This is a genomic window from Rhizobium sp. 25PS6 (genome assembly GCF_032464655.1).
Taxonomy (GTDB): Bacteria; Pseudomonadota; Alphaproteobacteria; order Rhizobiales; family Rhizobiaceae; genus Rhizobium; species Rhizobium laguerreae.
Genome location: NZ_JAWDIV010000026.1, coordinates 1 through 18,065, shown reverse-complemented (window position 1 = coordinate 18,065; position 18,065 = coordinate 1). Strand labels below are relative to the sequence as shown.

18 protein-coding genes and 1 pseudogene are annotated in these 18,065 nt (G+C 62.8%); 13 read left to right on the top strand and 6 right to left on the bottom strand.

The genetic code is table 11. The annotated features are described in order from the left end of the window. Positions 1 to 114 precede the first annotated feature (114 nt). The 3 genes from hemF (at position 115) to RWK44_RS29750 (ending at position 1,699) form a co-directional block, all read left to right on the top strand. On the top strand, positions 115 to 1,026 hold the full coding sequence (gene hemF, locus RWK44_RS29760; protein ID WP_131664588.1) for an oxygen-dependent coproporphyrinogen oxidase: 912 nt from the start codon (positions 115 to 117) through the stop codon (positions 1,024 to 1,026). A gap of 103 nt (positions 1,027 to 1,129) precedes the next feature. After that, positions 1,130 to 1,399, top strand: coding sequence for a hypothetical protein (locus RWK44_RS29755; RefSeq protein WP_131664587.1), 270 nt, complete (start codon positions 1,130 to 1,132; stop codon positions 1,397 to 1,399). A 114-nt stretch (positions 1,400 to 1,513) separates the two neighbouring features. Then, entirely contained in the window at positions 1,514 to 1,699 is a 186-nt protein-coding gene (locus RWK44_RS29750) for a DUF1059 domain-containing protein (protein WP_003565542.1), read from the top strand. Here the strand turns inward: RWK44_RS29750 and RWK44_RS29745 are convergent, their stop codons facing one another. From RWK44_RS29745 to RWK44_RS29735, 3 genes are read right to left on the bottom strand one after another with little or no spacing between them, the layout of a single operon-like run. Further along, positions 1,700 to 2,953, bottom strand: coding sequence for a CCA tRNA nucleotidyltransferase (locus RWK44_RS29745; protein ID WP_131664586.1), 1,254 nt, complete (start codon positions 2,951 to 2,953; stop codon positions 1,700 to 1,702). Continuing rightward, positions 2,950 to 3,600 carry a CoA pyrophosphatase gene (locus RWK44_RS29740; protein WP_027664102.1) on the bottom strand — a complete coding sequence of 217 codons (651 nt, stop codon included), beginning with the start codon at positions 3,598 to 3,600 and terminating at the stop codon, positions 2,950 to 2,952. The genes RWK44_RS29745 and RWK44_RS29740 overlap by 4 nt, the downstream gene beginning before the upstream one ends. Continuing rightward, positions 3,597 to 4,220 carry a DUF1285 domain-containing protein gene (locus RWK44_RS29735; RefSeq protein ID WP_316029855.1) on the bottom strand — a complete coding sequence of 208 codons (624 nt, stop codon included), beginning with the start codon at positions 4,218 to 4,220 and terminating at the stop codon, positions 3,597 to 3,599. The genes RWK44_RS29740 and RWK44_RS29735 overlap by 4 nt, the downstream gene beginning before the upstream one ends. A gap of 158 nt (positions 4,221 to 4,378) precedes the next feature. On the opposite strand from RWK44_RS29735, the gene RWK44_RS29730 reads away from it, so the two are divergent. From RWK44_RS29730 to RWK44_RS29710, 5 genes and pseudogenes are all read left to right on the top strand, one after another. Continuing rightward, positions 4,379 to 5,389: an AAA family ATPase gene (locus RWK44_RS29730; protein WP_131664584.1), complete on the top strand. Its 1,011-nt coding sequence runs from the start codon at positions 4,379 to 4,381 to the stop codon at positions 5,387 to 5,389. A 13-nt stretch (positions 5,390 to 5,402) separates the two neighbouring features. Next, a complete protein-coding gene (locus RWK44_RS29725; protein WP_020051068.1) occupies positions 5,403 to 6,323 on the top strand; it encodes a DUF58 domain-containing protein in 921 nt (306 codons plus the stop codon). Beyond that, positions 6,320 to 9,133: a DUF4159 domain-containing protein gene (locus tag RWK44_RS29720; RefSeq protein ID WP_168257512.1), complete on the top strand. Its 2,814-nt coding sequence runs from the start codon at positions 6,320 to 6,322 to the stop codon at positions 9,131 to 9,133. The genes RWK44_RS29725 and RWK44_RS29720 overlap by 4 nt, the downstream gene beginning before the upstream one ends. A 1-nt stretch (position 9,134) precedes the next feature. Further along, positions 9,135 to 11,204, top strand: a complete 2,070-nt coding sequence (locus tag RWK44_RS29715; protein ID WP_131639610.1) for a hypothetical protein — start codon at positions 9,135 to 9,137, stop codon at positions 11,202 to 11,204. A 4-nt stretch (positions 11,205 to 11,208) separates the two neighbouring features. Further along, a pseudogene (locus RWK44_RS29710) lies at positions 11,209 to 11,357 on the top strand (GNAT family N-acetyltransferase); the annotation flags it as partial. A gap of 55 nt (positions 11,358 to 11,412) precedes the next feature. Here RWK44_RS29710 and RWK44_RS29705 read toward each other — a convergent pair. Further along, positions 11,413 to 11,976, bottom strand: a complete 564-nt coding sequence (locus RWK44_RS29705) for a GNAT family N-acetyltransferase (protein ID WP_003541792.1) — start codon at positions 11,974 to 11,976, stop codon at positions 11,413 to 11,415. A gap of 265 nt (positions 11,977 to 12,241) precedes the next feature. On the opposite strand from RWK44_RS29705, the gene RWK44_RS29700 reads away from it, so the two are divergent. Further along, positions 12,242 to 13,252, top strand: coding sequence for a glutathione S-transferase family protein (locus RWK44_RS29700; protein ID WP_316029854.1), 1,011 nt, complete (start codon positions 12,242 to 12,244; stop codon positions 13,250 to 13,252). Positions 13,253 to 13,333: 81 nt separating this feature from the next. On the opposite strand, the gene RWK44_RS29695 is transcribed toward RWK44_RS29700, so the two are convergent. Continuing rightward, positions 13,334 to 13,813 (bottom strand): NUDIX domain-containing protein, encoded by a 480-nt coding sequence (locus tag RWK44_RS29695; RefSeq protein ID WP_017961501.1) that lies wholly within the window; start codon positions 13,811 to 13,813, stop codon positions 13,334 to 13,336. Positions 13,814 to 13,883: 70 nt separating this feature from the next. On the opposite strand from RWK44_RS29695, the gene RWK44_RS29690 reads away from it, so the two are divergent. The 4 genes from RWK44_RS29690 to RWK44_RS29675 all read left to right on the top strand — a co-directional run bounded on the left by RWK44_RS29690 (position 13,884) and on the right by RWK44_RS29675 (position 17,057). Then, positions 13,884 to 14,792, top strand: a complete 909-nt coding sequence (locus RWK44_RS29690) for a metallophosphoesterase family protein (RefSeq protein ID WP_017961502.1) — start codon at positions 13,884 to 13,886, stop codon at positions 14,790 to 14,792. A 159-nt stretch (positions 14,793 to 14,951) separates the two neighbouring features. Beyond that, positions 14,952 to 15,512 carry a tetratricopeptide repeat protein gene (locus tag RWK44_RS29685; protein ID WP_094088765.1) on the top strand — a complete coding sequence of 187 codons (561 nt, stop codon included), beginning with the start codon at positions 14,952 to 14,954 and terminating at the stop codon, positions 15,510 to 15,512. A gap of 187 nt (positions 15,513 to 15,699) precedes the next feature. Continuing rightward, entirely contained in the window at positions 15,700 to 16,209 is a 510-nt protein-coding gene (locus RWK44_RS29680) for an RNA polymerase sigma factor (RefSeq protein ID WP_017961504.1), read from the top strand. Between the two features lie 2 nt (positions 16,210 to 16,211). After that, complete coding sequence (locus tag RWK44_RS29675) at positions 16,212 to 17,057, top strand: anti-sigma factor family protein (protein WP_077978924.1); 846 nt, start codon at positions 16,212 to 16,214, stop codon at positions 17,055 to 17,057. A gap of 57 nt (positions 17,058 to 17,114) precedes the next feature. Here the strand turns inward: RWK44_RS29675 and RWK44_RS29670 are convergent. Beyond that, on the bottom strand, positions 17,115 to 18,065 hold a 951-nt coding region (locus RWK44_RS29670), incomplete at its 5' end, for a quinone oxidoreductase family protein (RefSeq protein ID WP_316029853.1).

Here is an 18,065-nt window from a genome sequence, read left to right as displayed (position 1 = left end):
GCTCGGCGGTGCTTGCCTCGGCTTGGCGAGATGCAACACCAACTGCTAATCATGGCGTGCAATCAAGAATGAGCGAGTCGCCTCCGAAGGAGATGTCGACCGTCGGAGGCGTAAATGGAAAGACCGGAACTGCCGATCGGCTTGCCTGACGATATTGAAGAGAAGAAGGCTGCTGCCCGCAATTGGTTCGAGGGATTGCGCGATACGATCTGCGCCTCCTTCGAAGCCATCGAGGATGAGTTGGAAGGGCCGCTGTCCGACCAGGAGCCCGGCCGCTTCGTCGCCAAGGACTGGTCACGCGAAAACGGCGCTGGCGGCGGTGGCCGGATGTCGATGATGGAAGGCCGCGTCTTCGAAAAGGTCGGCGTCCATACCTCCACTGTCTACGGCGAATTCGCCCCGGATTTCCGCGCCCAGATACCCGGCGCCAAGGACGATCCGCGTTTCTGGGCCTCCGGCATCTCGCTGATTGCCCATCCCGTCAACCCAAACGTTCCGGCCGTGCACATGAACACTCGCATGGTCGTCACCACCAGCCGCTGGTTCGGCGGCGGCGCCGACCTGACGCCGGTGCTGTCGCGCCGCCGCACGCAGGAGGACGAGGATAGCCAGCTCTTCCACAAGGCCATGGAGATCGCCTGCCGCAATCATGCCGTCGCCGATTACGATGCGTACAAAGCCTGGTGCGACGAGTATTTCTTCCTGAAACACCGCAACGAGGCCCGCGGCATCGGCGGCATCTTCTATGACTGGCTGCATTCAAACGAGGAAGCCGGCGGCTGGGACGCCGATTTCGCCTTCACGCGTGATGTCGGCCGGGCTTTCGCCATGGTCTATCCAAAAATCGTCCGCTCCAACTTCAATAAATTGTGGACAGAGGCCGACCGCGACGAACAATTGATCCGCCGGGGCCGCTACGTCGAATTCAATCTGCTGTATGATCGCGGCACGATCTTCGGCCTGAAAACCGGCGGCAACGTTGAATCCATTCTCTCATCGCTGCCCCCTGTCGTGCGCTGGCCATGAAACTGTGAGATCTTATCGATAAATTCGAGTTGACAGACCTTCACGAAAATTCAGTGCGTCCTAACTTTATATGTATGTGCGTAACAATCGGAGGAGGATTGTCATGACGATACAAAGTGGCTCGCCAACGTCCACGGATGTCCAGGAAACATCCCGCACGATCGACACGTCCGAATTTCTGACGCGCATTGCGGAGAAACTGCGGGCCAAGAGCGGTTCGGATCTGCCGCTGTCCTGCTTCATCGAGCAGGTTAAGCTGCAACTGGCCGGCGGGAAGTCGCCGGAACAGCTGCAGAACGAAGCAGCGGCCGCCAACAGCAACATGCCCGACCACCTCTTGGATACCTACAAAGCCTGGGCGATGCCCGACTGACACGGCCTGTACTGGCCGGCATGTCGATGCCGGCCGGAACCTTCCCTCCCCCCGCACATTCATAAATCGCGTAAGATCGCGATCGTCGTTGTGTTTCGAACAGAGGAGAAGACCATGCGACTTTTCGAATGCGGCACTCTCGTTCCGGGGTGCGCCTGGCATACACGGGCAGATAGCGACGCCGAGGTGGTCCGCCGTGCCGTCGAGCACCTGAAAAATGCTCACGGCGAAACCACGATCCGCGAGAACATGGTGGATAATATCAAGGCTCGCATTCGCGACGAGGTGAACGCAGCCTGATTATTGCACGCGTTCCTGCAGCCGGGCGAGCAGCGCCGCCCGGTCGGCAACGAAATTTTCCTCCACCCATTGGCTTTCCAGACCGGCAAGCAGTTCGCCGACGCGCGGGCCGGAGGCGATTCCTGCCGAAATCACGTCGCCGCCGTTCAGCGGAAACTGTGGCTTCTTCCAGTGCATTGCCCTGTCCAGCAGCTTGATAATCCGCGCCGACCGCGCCATTTCGTCGAAATCACCTTCAGCCTTGCCGCGCGCAACCGCAAGCGCCAGCTTCAGCCGCGTCGTAATGCCGTCGGCGCCGTTGCGGTAAAGCAGCCGTTCGAAGGCGGCCGACGACATGTCGTCATTAACAGGCGCTGCCGTTGACCAGGCCTTGAGAGTGGCCGCTTCCGCATTCGAGAGCTTGAGCCGGGCTGCGAGCGCCTCCATGCGCGCCGCATCGGGCGGCACGATAGCCGCAAGGCGCAGCAACGGATCGGGCGTCCAGCCGAGCGCCTTTTCGGTGGCGATCAGCGAAGGGATCGCATCGATACCCCATCGTTCCGATTCCGGCAGGATTTCCGTCAGCACCGCCACCTGCCGCATCCACAGCAGCGCGCGGCCAGGATCGGCAGCACCTAGCAACTTTCGCAGTTCAGACCAGACGCGTTCTGCCGAAAGCGTCGTCAGTTTCGAACGCGCGACGGAACACGCCTTCAGCCCCTCGGCGTCCGGCCGCCCGGAACCGTAATATGCAAAGAAGCGAAAGAAACGCAGGATGCGCAGATGGTCCTCGGCGATGCGCCTTGCAGGATCGCCGATAAAGCGGATGTTGCGCGTCTCGATATCGGCAAGCCCGCCGACGAGGTCAACGATCTCGCCCTCGGCATCGGCATAAAGCGCGTTGATCGTCAGATCCCGCCGCTCGGCATCTGCCGTCCAGTCGGTGCTGAAGGCAACCTTGGCATGGCGTCCGTCGGTCTCGACGTCGGTGCGAAGGGTCGTCACCTCGAAGGGCTTGCCATCGATGACCAGCGTCACCGTGCCGTGCTCCAGGCCGGTTGGGACCGCTTTGATGCCGGCCGCCGCCGCGCGCTCCATCACCGCCTCCGGTCTGAGTGTGGTGGCTATGTCGACATCATTGACCGGCAGGCCCATCAGGCTGTTGCGCACTGCACCGCCGACCACCCGCCCTTCCCCGCCATCGGCGTTGAGAAGCGCTAAGATCCGGCCAAGGGCCGGGTCACGGAACCATGCTTGGTCGGCAAGGCCGGTCATGCATAAAGCCTTTCGTAAAGCGTGCGGACGATGCCGGCGGTGATGCCCCAGATCATTCTGGTTTCATAGGGCACGCGGTAGAAATGCCGGTCGATGCCGTCGATGACACGTCTGTCGCGGGTGTGATTGGCAGGATCCATCAGGAAGGAAAGCGGCACCTCGAACACGTCGTCCACCTCGGTCGGGTTCAGCGTCAGCGCAAAGCCCGGCGAGACGACGCCGAGCACCGGCGTAATGCGGAAGCCCGTCGAGGCAAGGTAATTCGGCAGCCGCCCGACGGTTTCGACGAAGGAACCGGCGAGGCCGATCTCCTCCTCCGTTTCTCGGATCGCCGCCATTTCGGGCGAGATATCGGCGGGATCGATCGAGCCGCCGGGAAAGGCGATCTGCCCGGAATGTTTGCGCAGCGTCGCCGTGCGCTTGGTGAAGATCACATGCGCCTCCTCGCCGTCGTCGACGACGGGCACGAGCACGGCGGCGTCGCGCAGCTCGAAGGTCTCGACCTCGGCGACGATATCGGGATTGAGTATGTGGTCCCCGTGATCGCGCCAGGCATGATCGACCGGCCCACCATTCTGGTTGAGCGCGCGGCGGCGGAATTCGGCTGCGGAAAACAGCGGATAACGTTGGGTAATCGCATCATTCATCGGGAAAGCGCATCCAGTTCATCGGCCGGCATCATCGCAAAGACTTCTCCGGCGGAGCGGACGGCGAACATCGCCTGTCCCTCGACCTCGAGCGTCTCGCCGAGCGCCACCAGTTCATACATCACCGCACGCGACACCAGCGCCTCCAGCCGCCCGCGCACATGCAGATAGGGTTTCAATTCGGCATTCTCGCCCGCAATGGCAAAGCGCAGCCGATGCTCTCCTCCCGCCTCCACGACATCGCCGACATTGGTGCGGAAGGTCAGCACCTGTTGGCCTTGCCCCTCCGTCACGCTCATCTCCACGGCGATGAAAGGCGCGTCGACGACCCTTATACCGACCTTTTCCACAGGAGTTACGAGATAGGTCTTCTGGTCGTCGTCTTTTCTTAAAACCGTCGAGAACAGCCGCACCAGCGCCGGTCGGCCAATCGGCGTGCCCATGTAGAACCAGATGCCGTCCGCCCGGATTTCCATGTCAATATCGCCGCAGAAAGGCGGATTCCACCGCTCGACCGGCGGTAATCCCCGTTTTTTACCGGCATTTTCCTGAGACGCGCGCGAAATCAGTGCGGCAAGTCCCGCCGCATCCGCCTGTCCGCTGATTTCCTCGGCTGCCATTCTTCCGTCCCGGTTTGTCCTTAACGAAGTAAAGTCACGAGATAGTCATTCGCAACGAACTTGTCAGCCCGTCACATCTCCATAACTCTATCGGGTATGAGGCACATGTATAAGTCCGCCGATTCGCTGCCGAATGATTTCAGCCGTTGGAGATACGCATGGGTATGATGAAGACCGAAGCCAGCCTCGATGAAAAGGCGATCGTCGCCGCCGCCGAAAAGGCGCTCTCCGATATCGCCGCGATCCGCGGGGAAGTCTCGAAAGTGATCTTCGGTCAGGAAAGCGTCGTCGAGAACACCATTCTCGCCGTGCTGTCAGGCGGTCATGCGCTGCTCGTCGGCGTTCCCGGCCTTGCCAAGACCAGACTGGTGACGACGCTCGGCGAGGTGCTCGGCCTTGCCGCCAACCGCATCCAGTTCACGCCGGATCTGATGCCCTCGGATATTCTCGGCTCCGAGGTGATGGACCAGGACGACAGTGGACGCCGCTCCTTCCGTTTCGTCAAGGGCCCGGTCTTCGCCCAGCTCCTGATGGCCGACGAGATCAACCGTGCCTCGCCGCGTACCCAGTCGGCACTTCTGCAATCCATGCAGGAATACCATATCACGATCGCCGGCCAGCGTTATGACCTGCCGGCGCCCTTCCATGTGCTTGCCACCCAGAACCCGCTCGAGCAGGAAGGCACCTACCCCCTGCCCGAAGCCCAGCTCGACCGCTTCCTGCTGCAGGTCGACGTCAACTACCCTGAACTCGCCGCCGAGCGCCAGATCCTGCTTGAGACGACGGGCCTGGGCGAAACCCGGCCGGAAGCCATCATCGATGCGCAGCGGCTGCTCGAGATCCAGACCCTGGTGCGCCAGATGCCGGTGAGCGACACGGTCGTCGATGCCATCCTGGCGCTGGTGCGTTCCGCCCGCCCAGGACAGGGCAATGCCTCGACCGACAAGAATGTCGCCTGGGGCCCCGGCCCGCGCGCCGGCCAGTCGATGATGCTCTGCGCGCGTGCCCGCGCGCTCTACGAAGGCCGTCTCGCCCCGTCTCTGGACGATATCTTCGCGCTCGCCGAACCCATTCTCCAGCACCGCATGGCGCTGACTTTCGCCGCCCGCGCCGAAGGCATGTCGGTGCGTGACGTCATCGCCGGACTGGTCAAGCAGGCAAAGGGATAAGGAAGCCGGACGCGTGGCATCTATCGGACAGATCGTCAATCCGACACCCGGCAGCGATGCCCTTTCCCGCGCCAGGCAGCGGGCCGCCCTGGTGCCGGACTGCCTGGTGGAAGCCAAGCGCATCGCCAATACGGTGATCGCCGGCTGGCATGGCCGCCGCAAGCGCGGCATCGGCGAGAATTTCTGGCAGTTCCGTCCCTATGCCGAGGGCGAGAGCCTGTCGCGCATCGATTGGCGCCGCTCCGCCCGCGACGACCATACCTATGTGCGCGAGCGCGAATGGGAGGCAGCGCATACGATCTGGCTCTGGTGCGACATGTCGCCCTCGATGATGTACAAGTCGAGCTATGGCAGCGTCTCCAAGGAAAGCCGCGCGCTGGTCATCATGCTGGCGCTTGCCGAAATCCTCGCCCGCTCCGGCGAGCGCATCGGCTGCCCCGGCATCATGGAGCCCGCCTCCGCCCGTAACGCCGCCGAACGCCTCGCAGCCGCTCTCATGCACACGCCGCTGACCGGCGGCCTGCCGGAAACGGCGATGATCCGTGGCTGGAGCGACCTCGTCCTTATCGGCGATTTCCTCGATGATGCGCCGGCAATCATGGAACGGCTCGGCCCGCTTGCCCGCCGCGGCCTGCGCGGCCACGTGGTCGAGATATCAGATCCCGCTGAAGAGATATTCCCCTATAGCGGCCGCACCGAATTCACCGATCCCGAGAGCGGCGCCAAGCTTATCTCCGGCCGCGCCGAACATATCCGCGAGGCCTATCGCAACGCCTATCTCGCCCGCAGGGACAGCCTCGGCCAGTCGCTGCGCCATCTCGGCTGGACCTTCGCAAGCCACCGCACCGATCACCTTGCGTCGGAGGCGCTGGTCGCGGTGCACATGTATCTGTCCGGCATGCCGGCCAAGGCAACGCATGGAGGGCAGCTATGAACGCCCTTCCCTTCGCTTTCGCCTATCCCGCCATTCTAGGCGCGCTCCTTGCCTTGCCCGTCATCTGGTGGCTGCTGCGGCTGACGCCGCCACGTCCGAAGACCGAAGTCTTTCCGCCGCTGAAAATTCTCGCCTCCGTGCTGAAGCGCGAGGAGACGCCGGCGCAAAGCCCGTGGTGGCTGACGCTTCTGCGCATGCTGCTCGCTGCCGCCATCATCCTTGCGATCGCCGATCCGGTTTTCAATCCACGCACCAGTTCGCTCGCATCAGGTGGCCCGCTCGTCCTCTTCGTCGACAACAGCTGGGCCGCGGCACCCGACTGGGAGCGCCGCATCCAGACCGCCGACGCATTGGTAGACGACGCCGAATCCGCCGGCACGCCTGTGTCGATCGCCTTTACCGCCGACCCGACCAACGACGCCGTGCCCGGCACCGCCGCTGCCGCCCGCGACAAGCTGCGCGCCGCCGAGCCACGACCGCTTGTGCCGGACCGCGAACGCGCCTTCCAGGCGCTGCGCGCCGCGCTGAACGGCATCAAGCCCGGTACCCTCGCCTTCCTGACCGACGGCGCCGCCGCCAAGCCCGACGACGCGACGGTGCGCAGGCTCGCCGAACTCCAGCCCGCCGATCTGCGCCTAATCGAGGGCGATGCCGCGCGGACAGTCGCGATCACGGCGGCCAACAATGCGGCGGATGCCATGACCGTCAAGGTCACGCGGCTCAACAGTGCGCAGGCCGCATCGGTAGCGCTGAACGCCGTCGATACCCAGGGCCGCTCGATCGCCAATGGCAGGGCGGATTTCCGCCCCGGCCAGAGCGTCGCGACCAGTTCGATCAGCGCCCCCTTCGAGATGCGCAACGATTTCGCGCGCGTAAGCGTCGACAATGGCGCGACGGCAGGCGCCGTCCACCTTCTCGACGACGCATTCAAGCGCCGCCGCGTCGTCTTGCTGTCGGGTGAAGGAGGGGATGAGTTCCAGCCGCTGCTCTCGCCGCTTTATTATATCCAGCGGGCACTGCAGCCCTATGCGGATCTGATCCAACCTGCCGATTCCGATCTTTCGGTCGCAATACCAAAACTTCTCGCCAGCAATCCCTCCATCATCATCATGGCCGATATCGGCCGGCTGCCGGAGGAGACCTACGAGCCTTTGACGCGCTGGATATCGAATGGCGGCATGCTCCTGCGTTTTGCCGGCCCGCGCATGGCGGCAGCCCCTGCGGACGATCCGCTGATCCCTGTCATCCTGCGTCAGGGAGAACGGGCGCTGGGCGGCACCTTGTCCTGGAGCGAGCCGCAGTCGCTTGCCGAATTTCCGAGTATCGGGCCTTTCGCCGGCATAGCGCGTCCCGCCGATGTCGTCGTCAAGCGGCAGGTGCTTGCCGAACCGACGCCCGATCTTGCCGAACGCACCTGGGCAAGCCTGGCTGACGGCACGCCGCTCGTCACGATGAAGCAGCTCGCCTCCGGTCAGATCGTCCTGTTTCACGTCACCGCGGAAGCAACTTGGTCCGATCTGCCGATCTCCGGCACTTTCGTCGACATGCTGCGCCACCTCCTGCAGATATCGCGCTCGGGCGGCGTGACATCGGAGGCGCGCGGCAATGCGCGTGTCTCCGAAACCCTGCCGCCATTCCGCATGCTGACGGCCAAAGGCACGCTCGTCTCCGAGACGGGATCGGCGCGGCCGCTCATTCCACAGGCCGGAGTCGAACCGACGGCAAATTTCGACAACCCGCCCGGGCTCTACGGTTCGGAGGATGGTTTCACCTCCCTCAACGTGCTGCCCGAGAACGCCGAACTGAAGCCGATCGACACAACAGGGACTAATGCCATGCGCGAAGGCCTGATCGGCGGCGAAAGCTGGTCGGCAAAACCCGCCCTCTTTCTTGCAGCCTTCCTGCTGCTCTTGGCCGATAGCCTGATCGTCCTCTTCATGAATGGTGCATTCTCGCGATTGCGCCCGACTGTCCGCACTGCAGCGATTATCGCGGTCGCTGTCGGCGCCGGCTTCCTAATGCAACCAGGCACGCTTCATGCCGACGACTCCAAGCCCGGCGACGACCTCATCCTGCAGAGGCTTGACAACACCCATCTCGCCTATGTCGTCACCGGCGAACGGGATGTAGACAATATTTCCGAGCGTGGTCTCGAGGGACTGACCCAGTTCCTGACGTTTCGCACGACGCTGGAGCCGGCACCGCCCGTCGGCATAGACCTCACCAAGGACGAGCTCTCCTTCTATCCGATCATCTACTGGCCGGTTTCGGCAACAGCGCCCATGCCGTCGTCGGCGGCGATCAGCCGTATCGATGCCTATATGCGCAATGGCGGCACCGTGCTTTTCGATACGCGCGATCAGATCAGCGCATTGGACAATGGCGGCAATGTCAGCGCCAACGGTGAGAGGCTGCAAGCAATCCTCGCCAATCTGGACATTCCGGCGCTCGAGCCGGTACCATCAGATCACGTGCTGACGAAATCCTTCTATCTCCTGTCGAGCTTTCCCGGTCGTTATGCCGGCAGCCCTCTCTGGATCGAGGCCCGGCAAGGCGGTCAGGGGCCGAGCGAAAAATCGGCGGCGACGGCCGACGGCGTTTCGCCGATCCTGATCACCGGCAATGATTTCGCCGGCGCCTGGGCGATCGACGACAACGGCGTACCGATACTGCCGACCGTGCCGTCGGATGAAACCCAGCGCGAATATGCCTACCGTTCCGGCGTCAACATCATGATGTACATGCTGACCGGCAACTACAAGACCGACCAGGTCCATGTTCCCGACCTCCTCGAACGGTTAGGACAATGAGATGACATTCGACTTTTCGCCCTTCCTGCCCTGGTCGGTTCTGGCTGCATTGGCTGTCGTCAGCGCTGTTATCGCCGCCTTTGCGATCTGGCGCGGCATTCGTGGCGCCTGGATCAGAACGCTGGCAGCACTCGCCATGCTGACCGCGCTTGCCAATCCTGTGCTGCTGCAGGAAGATCGGGATCAGTTGTCCACGATCGTTCCCGTTCTTGTCGATCGAAGCCAGAGCCAGCAGACGCCCGATCGCGTCAAGATGACCGACGATGCGCTTGCGGCCTTGAAGGGACAGCTCGCCCGCTTCCCTCAGATAGAGCCCCGCTTCGTCGATGTCGAAGGCGACGTCAATTCCGACGTTCCGTCCACGCGCCTGTTCGACGCGCTGTCGGCCAACATTGCCGATGTCCCGCCCGCCCGTATCGGCGGCGCCATCATGCTGACCGACGGTGAGGTCCATGATGTACCGGGCGCCAATCAAGCGCTTGGTTTCGACGCGCCGATCCATGGCCTCGTCACCGGCAAGGCCAACGAATTCGATCGCCGCATCGAAGTCATCAAGGGGCCACGCTTCGGCATCGTCAACGAGGAGCAGCAGGTAATCTTGCGCGTCTTCGACGACGGCCCGAGCCCCGGCGGCACGGCCGATGTCACGGTTAAGCTGAATGGTGACGAGATCGCCACTCTGCAGGCGACGCCTGGGCAGGATACGCCCTTCTCCTTCAAGGTGCCGGGTGGCGGCAGCAATGTGCTCGAATTCTCGGTCGCAGCACTTCCAGGCGAAGTCACCACCGCCAACAACCGCGCCGTCCACGTCATCGACGGCATCCGCCAGAACCTCCGCGTCCTGCTCGTCTCCGGCGAGCCGCATGCCGGCGAGCGCGCCTGGCGCAACCTGCTGAAATCCGATGCCTCGGTCGATCTCGTCCATTTCACCATCCTGCGTCCGCCGGAAAAGCAGGACGGCACGCCGATCAACGAGCTGTCGCTGATCGCCTTCCCGACGCGGGAGCTCTTCGTCGACAAGATCAAGGACTTCGACCTGATCATTTTCGACCGCTACCAGCACCGCGGTGTGCTGCCGCTGCTCTATTACGATTACATCGCGCAATATGTCGACAATGGTGGCGCGCTGCTGATCGCCGCCGGTCCCGAGCATGCCGGCCCAGATTCCATTGCCTTGACGCCGCTTTCCACGGTCCTGCCGGCAACGCCCACCGGAGAGATGATCGAGAAGGCCTTCTATCCCCGCCTCTCCGAGGAAGGCCGCAAACATCCCGTCACACGCGGTCTGGACGGTTCGGGCGAGGATCCGCCGCATTGGGGCCGCTGGTTCCGTAGCGTCGATGTCGACCGGCCGCAGGGCGAGACCATCATGCTCGGCGCCGACAACCACCCGCTGCTGGTGCTGAACCGTGCCGGCCAGGGCCGCGTCGCCATGCTGCTTTCCGATCAGGGCTGGCTCTGGGCGCGCGGCTTCGAAGGCGGCGGTCCGAACGTTTCGCTCTATCGCCGTATCGCCCATTGGCTGATGAAGGAGCCGGCGCTCGAGGAAGAAGCGCTGACGGCGCGCGCCTCCGGCCGGACCCTTGAAGTCACCCGCCAGACGATCGGCGACAATCCCGGCAATGCCACCGTGCGCTATCCCTCCGGCAAGACCGAAACCCTGCCGCTCACTCAGTCCGAACCGGGGCTCTACAAGGCCGAGAAGAGGATGGACGAAATCGGCCTCTTCGAAATCCGCAACGGCAGGCTGTCGACGCTTGTCCATATCGGCGCTGTCGACGCACCGGAATTCAAGGCGATGATCTCGACGACCGATGTACTGCAGCCGGTCGCCGACAGAAGCAAGGGTCTCGTCACCCGCGTCTCCAATGCTAATGGCGCGATCTCGGTGCCGCCGATCCTACCGGTGCGCGGCCAGGTCCGCGTCTCCGACAACGATCGCATGATGATCCGCATGACCAACGAGACGGTCTTGAAGGGCATCAACACGCTGCCGCTCTTTGCCGGGTTCGCCGGCGTCGGCATCCTGCTGCTCGCCTTCGGCGCCATGTGGTGGCGCGAAGGGCGCTAATCTCGTGCCGGAATTCGAGCTCACCGCCTCGCCCTCGCCGGAGGAATTGGCGGTGATCCCCGATGCGCTCGCGGCCTTCAACACCAGCGATGTCGGCCCTCGGATCGCCGCCCGCTCGCCGTCCTCATCCGCGATACCGACGGCAAGGTGACCCGGAAGCCGCACGCATAGCTTCCTCCGGAAAAGCCTGTAGCGGGCTGTTGCAAGATCATTCGCGCCAGGCGATCGTGCCCTTCAGCCGCGCGTGTACGCCCTCGGCGATCGGAACGACGAGCACACGGCCGGGATCGACCGGGCCTGGAAAAGACAGCGCGTTATAGGCAACTTTCTCGAAGCCGAGCGGGCCGTAATAGGGTGGATCGCCGACGAGGATGACGGCTTCCGAGCCCTTGCGTCTTGCCGCCTCCACCGCAATCCGCACCAGTTCCCGGCCGATGCCCTTGTTCTTGTGGGAGGGGCGGACAGCGAGCGGGCCGAGCAGATGTCCCTTCACCGTGCCGGCCAGCACCGGCGTCATGCGCACGGAGGCGATCGTCTCACCATTATCGGTACAGATGAAGGAAAGCGACAGATCATGAGGCCCCTGCTCACGGATGCGCGCGGCAGCGCGCGTGAAGCGGCCGGGACCGAAGGCTTCTTCGTTGATGTGTTCGATGGCGGCGTCATGAGACGCGTCTTCAGTGAGGTAGACGAGATCGTGCTTGTACATGATGACAGAAACCGGATGGACAGATTGATGGGTCTCGAACACGCCTTGGGCGTTCGGGAGCATCAGCGTCGTCGCGGGTTTCTGGAAATGAACATCCGGCAGGGATCCAAAAATCGTGAAAAGGCCGATAGCAGGAAAAATTTCCGTCGTCCAACGCAAAATGCACGACCACAGCGCCGCGCATCTTTTCGAGAGCTACAAAGGACGCTGCAACACTGAATTATGCGGTGCCCGAACGATGTGACGCACTGTTCAATCTTTGCCGCCTGTAAAGCCCTGCCATCTGCGATATCTTCCGCTCCAACACGCAATCAAGGGAATGAAGATCATGGGAATGCTGGTGGACGGCGTCTGGCACGACGCCTGGTACGACACGAAGGAGAGCAAGGGCCATTTCAAGCGGCAGCCCTCGCAGTTCCGCAACTGGGTGACACCGGACGGCGGGGCCGGCCCTTCCGGCAGCGGCGGCTTCAAGGCCGAGGCAGGGCGTTACCATCTCTATGTCTCGCTCGCCTGCCCCTGGGCGCACCGCACGCTGATCTTCCGCAAGCTGAAAAAGCTCCAAGAGCTGATCTCGGTTTCCGTCGTCGATCCACTGATGCTCGAGAACGGCTGGGAGTTCAAGGTCGGCGACGGCGCCACCGGCGACCACCTCTTCGGCGCGTCCGCGCTTTGGCAGGTCTATGTCAAGGCTGATCCGCACTATTCCGGCCGCGTCACCGTTCCTGTGCTCTGGGACAAGAAGACCGGCACGATCGTCAACAACGAATCCGGCGAGATCATTCGCATGTTCAACGGCGCCTTCGACGGGCTGACCGGCTCGACAGCCGATTTCTATCCCGAGGACCTTCGCGCCGAAATCGATGCGCTGAACACCACCGTCTACGACACCGTCAACAACGGCGTCTACAAGGCAGGCTTTGCCACCACCCAGGAAGCCTATGCCGAAAACGTCGTCACGCTGTTCGAAACACTCGACATACTCGACGAACGCCTCGGCAAGGGCCGCTACCTCTTCGGCAACCGTCAGACCGAGGCCGACTGGCGCCTGTTCACCACGCTGGTGCGCTTCGATGCCGTCTATGTCGGCCATTTCAAGTGCAACATCCGCCGCATCGCCGACTACCGCAACCTGCCTGACTATCTTCGCGACCTCTACCAGACGGCGGGCGTTGCCGAGACGGTGAACCTCAACCACATCAAGCAGCACTATTACCGTAGCCACAAGACGATCAATCCGACCGGCATCGTTCCCGTCGGCCCGGCGCTCGATCTCGACAGTCCGCACGGCCGTGCCACAGCGCCGCGCGTCTTTTCAGACGCACATCGGACTCTGTAACAATTTGAACGGCTGAATAATTTTATCCTTAAATCGATTCCGATTTAAGGAATCATGTAGCGGACTTGCCGGGGCATGAACTTACCAGCGATGGTCGGGCTCCTGCTCGCCCCGAAGCTCGGCAAGACGGCGATGGGTGGCATCGGTCGTGCCCTCGGGCAGGCTGTCGAGGGAGAAGAAGCCGCTGTCGGAGATCTCCCAGTCCGGCGGCCGCGGCGCGGTCTGCTCGACTGTCGCCCGGTAGAACACGACATGGTCACGCTTTGTGGTCGTGGTGTTGAAATAGACCTGAACCAACTCCGGTTTGCCGATGATCCTGAGGTTGCCCTCCTCGCGCAGCTCCTTGACCAGCGCTTCTTCGGCCGTCTCGTTGCGCTCCAGTCCGCCGCCGGGCATATGCCAGCCGCCGATATAGCTGTGGCGCACCAGGAAAATACGACCGTCCGCATCGAAGCAGGCGGCCCTGACACCCACGGTCATGCCGCGGGCAAAGGAGAAATAGACATGCAGGAGGCGCAACGCCAGCCTGATGTGAGGGGGCCGCTTCTCTTTATCCACCATCGTTCCGTTTCGGCTCTTCATCGCGCCGGATGTGTTTGATTTGTCAATAAGCTGGTCTATGTCTCGTAGAATGTTCAAGCTCGCGCATATTTCCGACGTCCACCTCGGGCCGTTGCCCAGTCTTTCCATTCAAGAGCTGTTTTCAAAACGCATAACAGGCTTTGTGAACTGGCATCGAAATCGACGCAAGCACCTTTTCGGCAGCACGCTGGATCTGCTGCTCGACGACATCCGCGCCCATCAGGCCGATCACCTGGCCGTCACCGGGGACCTCGTCAATCTGGCGAGCGGCATCGAGATCCGCTCGGCCGCCGCCTGGCTGCGCGCGCTCGGCGATCCCGCAGACACGTCGGTCGTTCCCGGCAATCACGATGCCTATGTACCCGGCTCCTACGAGAAGTCGATGCGCGCCTGGTACGATTATGTCCGCGGCGATCTCGCTCCACCGCAATGGCAGGACGACCGCCATATCTTTCCTTATCTGCGCGTTCGCGGCAAAGTCGCGATTGTCGGCTGTTCGACGGCAGTCGCCACCCCTCCCTTCGCCGCCTCTGGCTTTTTCGGCGCGCGACAGGCCCGCGATACTGTCAACATACTGCGTGCGGCTGGCGAAGCCGGTCTCTTCCGCGTCGTCATGATCCATCACCCGCCGATCCGCGGCGCCACGGCCTTCTATAAACGGATGATCGGCATCCGCCGCTTCGCCGCCGTGATTTCGACGGGCGGCGCCGAACTCGTTCTGCACGGACATACGCACCTGAATACGCTAAATTGGCTGCGCGGCCAGATGCAGCCGGTGCCAGTCGTCGGTATCGCCTCTGCATCGCAGGGACCGGGCAGCATCAAGCCGCCCGCCGCCTACAACCTCTTCTCCATCGATGGCTCTCCCGGTGCCTGGGAGCTCAGCGGCGAGCGCTTCAGCCTCAACAGGGCTGGCGACGCGGTGATGCCGGAAAGCGCCGATATTTTCGCGTCTTAGCTCCAGTTCCAGACTCTTTTTGTGCAGCACTTGAATCGATCTGCGAGGACATCAGTCCACCGTCGCAACATTTGCCGCAGAGGTTGCTTACCCTCTTGGTATTTTTAGTGGTAAGCGTACAATCCGAGCAAATGCATTGCCTGAGAACGGAGCGCGCCGATGACTTTTTCTTTCCGCCACCTGTCCAGACTTTCGCTCGCCGCCGGCTTTGCCTTCGGCATCGCCACGGCCGCTTTCGCGGCCGGCGACAGCAACGATGACACCAATCCGCCGCCGAAGACCCAGACGACCAAGACCTGCACCGGCGGCAAGGTCTGGGACAAGGCCAAGAAGGAATGTGTCACCCCGAAGAAGAGCAGCTTCAACGACGACGATCTCTATCAGTTCGCCCGCGAGTTTGCCTATGCCGGCCAGTATGACAACGCCATCACCGTGCTCAATCTCGCTCGCAACCAGAACGACCCGCGCGTCCTGAACTATCTCGGCTACGCCAACCGCAAGGCCGGCCGCATGGAACTCGGCATGTCCTACTACCGCAAGGCGCTGCAGGCGGATGAGAATTATATCCTCGCCCGCTCCTATATGGGCATGGCGCTGGTGGAACAGGGAGACATCCAGGGTGCTCGCGTCCAGCTTGTCGAAATCCGTGATCGCGGCGGCGAAGGCACCTGGGCCTATCGCTCCCTGCTGCAAAGCTTGAACGGCTACAAGACATATTGACGCAAGCTTTGCAGGCCACAATACGAAAATCCCTTGGGAAAGAGGGATGAAGATGACCGGATGCTTGCGAAGTGCAGGAGACTTGTTTCATAAAGCGCATGCATCGACGGCGTCGATAAAGTCGGTTTCGCGCCCGACGGCGAACCCTTCGTCCGCGAAACCATTGTGAATGCTTCTTGGATAGACAATGCGTCAGCCCGCAACGACCATCGATCTCCGGCGTGATCTCGTCGGCCTCCTGCCCCGCCTTCGCCGCTTCGCGATCACGCTCGCGGGCGAGGTTGCCGTGGCCGATGAACTCGTTCAGGCCGTCTGTCAGCGCGCCGTCTCCAAAGGTCATCAATGGAGCGGCGAAGGCCGGCTGGAAAGCTGGATCTACACGCTTGCCCGCCAGCAATGGACCGACGACAACCGCAAGCGCAAGCCGAAGGCTTCCGTCCGCGGCAACGTCACCGATATTCGCGAGGCCGCGCGCGATCGCTCGGCCGCGGTCGATCCCGACACCATCCATCACATGATTTCCGATATGCCGGATGGCGTTTCCAGCATGTTCCTGCTGGTCGACGTCGAAGGCCACAGCTACCAGCAGGCAGCCGACATCATGGGCATTCCGGTGGCAAACGTCGTCTCGCAGCTCGCGACCGCGAGGCTGCATTTCGCCGGGCTTGCCGGCACCCACCCGATCCACAGGTTTTGAATTTGCTCGATCTTAGGAAATTGCCGCTCGAAGCCCAGCTCACCGCTCTTCTCGACGGCGAAGTCTCGCCCGAACAGCGGCAAGAACTGGAGCAGCGTCTGGCAAGCGACGAGAATGCACGCCGACTGCATGAGAAGCTGCGTCACGGGGCTGATTTCGGCCGCCGCCGCCTCGACGATATCCTGAAGGAGCCTGTACCGCTCGCCCTCGTCCGCTCGATCAAGAGCACGCAGCCGCCGAAAACGCCGATCGCCCAGCGCGCCACGCGCCCGCAAGTGAAACTGGCGCCGAGCGGCCCGCAGGCACTGGCCGCCGCGCTCATCCTCTTTGTCGTCGGTTGCGGTATCGGCTATTTCGTCGGCACCGCGCCGGATGCCGACGAGATTGCCAGCACGGCTACCACCAATGCGGCACCGGCCAATACCAGCGACTGGCTGGGCGACGTCACCGCCTTTCAACGCCTGCTGATCCGCCAGCCCCGTCATCTCGTCGAAGTGCCCGCCTCGCAGGCCGAGGAAATCTCCAGCTGGCTGACGACGGCGATCGGCGTGCCCTTCCGCGTGCCGGATCTGAGCGCCGAAGCCTGGACCTTCCAGGGCGCACGCGTCATCCTTGGCGATAGCCGCCCTGTCGGACAGCTCGTCTATTCTAATTCCGATGGCGACATCATCTCCATTTGCTTCCGCAAGGACGCACAGCCGCCGGAGACCGACGACTTCAAGGAAACGATCAAGGACGAGATCGGCCTCGTGACCTGGCACAATGCCGGCACCTCCTATGTGCTTGCCGGCCCCTCCGCCGAAGCAACGCTCGGCCAACTCGCCATGGAGATCGCCACCGCGATCTGATTGCCGGAGCATGATGCCGAGCGGTATCGCACGACATCGTGCGTCGCCTTCTTTGATTTAAGGCACCAGCACCACCTTGCCGACCGCCCGCCGTCCTTCGATGGCGCGATGCGCTTCCGCCGCTTGATGCAGTGGGAAACGACCGCCGTCGATAACCGTCAGGGCACCCGCCGCGGCAAGCTCGAAGAGCGCGGCAAGATCCTCCTGCACCCCCTGAGGCGTCAGCAGCGGCAATAGCGAAAATCCCTTGATTGACTGATTGTCATCAAGCATGTGCTCGACATCGGCCTCCTCAAGCCCGAACCGCCCCATCGCCGCCAGCACCAGCTCGCCGCAAGGCGCCAGCGTCTCGAGTGCCGCCCTTGAAAACGCGCCGCCGACGGTTTCATAGATGATATCCGCGCCGAGCCCTCCGGTCAGCCTTTTGACGTCCTCCTGCCAGCCAGGCGCCCTATAATCGACCGCATAATCGGCGCCGAGAGACAGGGAAAGCGCCCTCTTCTCGTCACTGCTCGCCGCCGCGATCACCATCCTCGCCCCGTCACGTCTCGCGAGCTGCACCAGCAGCGACCCGACACCGCCCGCTGCCGCACTCACGAGAACATTCTTGCCTTTCGCGGGACTGCGGCGCAGGAGATGCGACGCCGTCAGCCCTTGCACCATCAGCCCGGCAGCCGCCGCGAAAGAAACCGCATCCGGCAGCTGCATCACCGCCCCGCCGTCGACCGCGACGAATTCGGCATAGCCGCCAGAACCGCGCCCGGTCGCAAAGAGAGGAACGGCAACCCGCATGCCAATGAGCGAGCGGTCGGCACCAGGCTCTGCTCGCTCGATCGTACCCGCGACCTCGACACCGGGAAACATCGGCAGATCGGGCGTTGCGGCATAACGGTCGGCCCGCATCAGCACCTCGAAGAAGTTGACACCCGCCGCATGGACGCGGACGAGAACCTCACCCGGCCCCAGCTCGGGAACCGGCAGTTCTACGACGTCCAGGACATCGGGAGG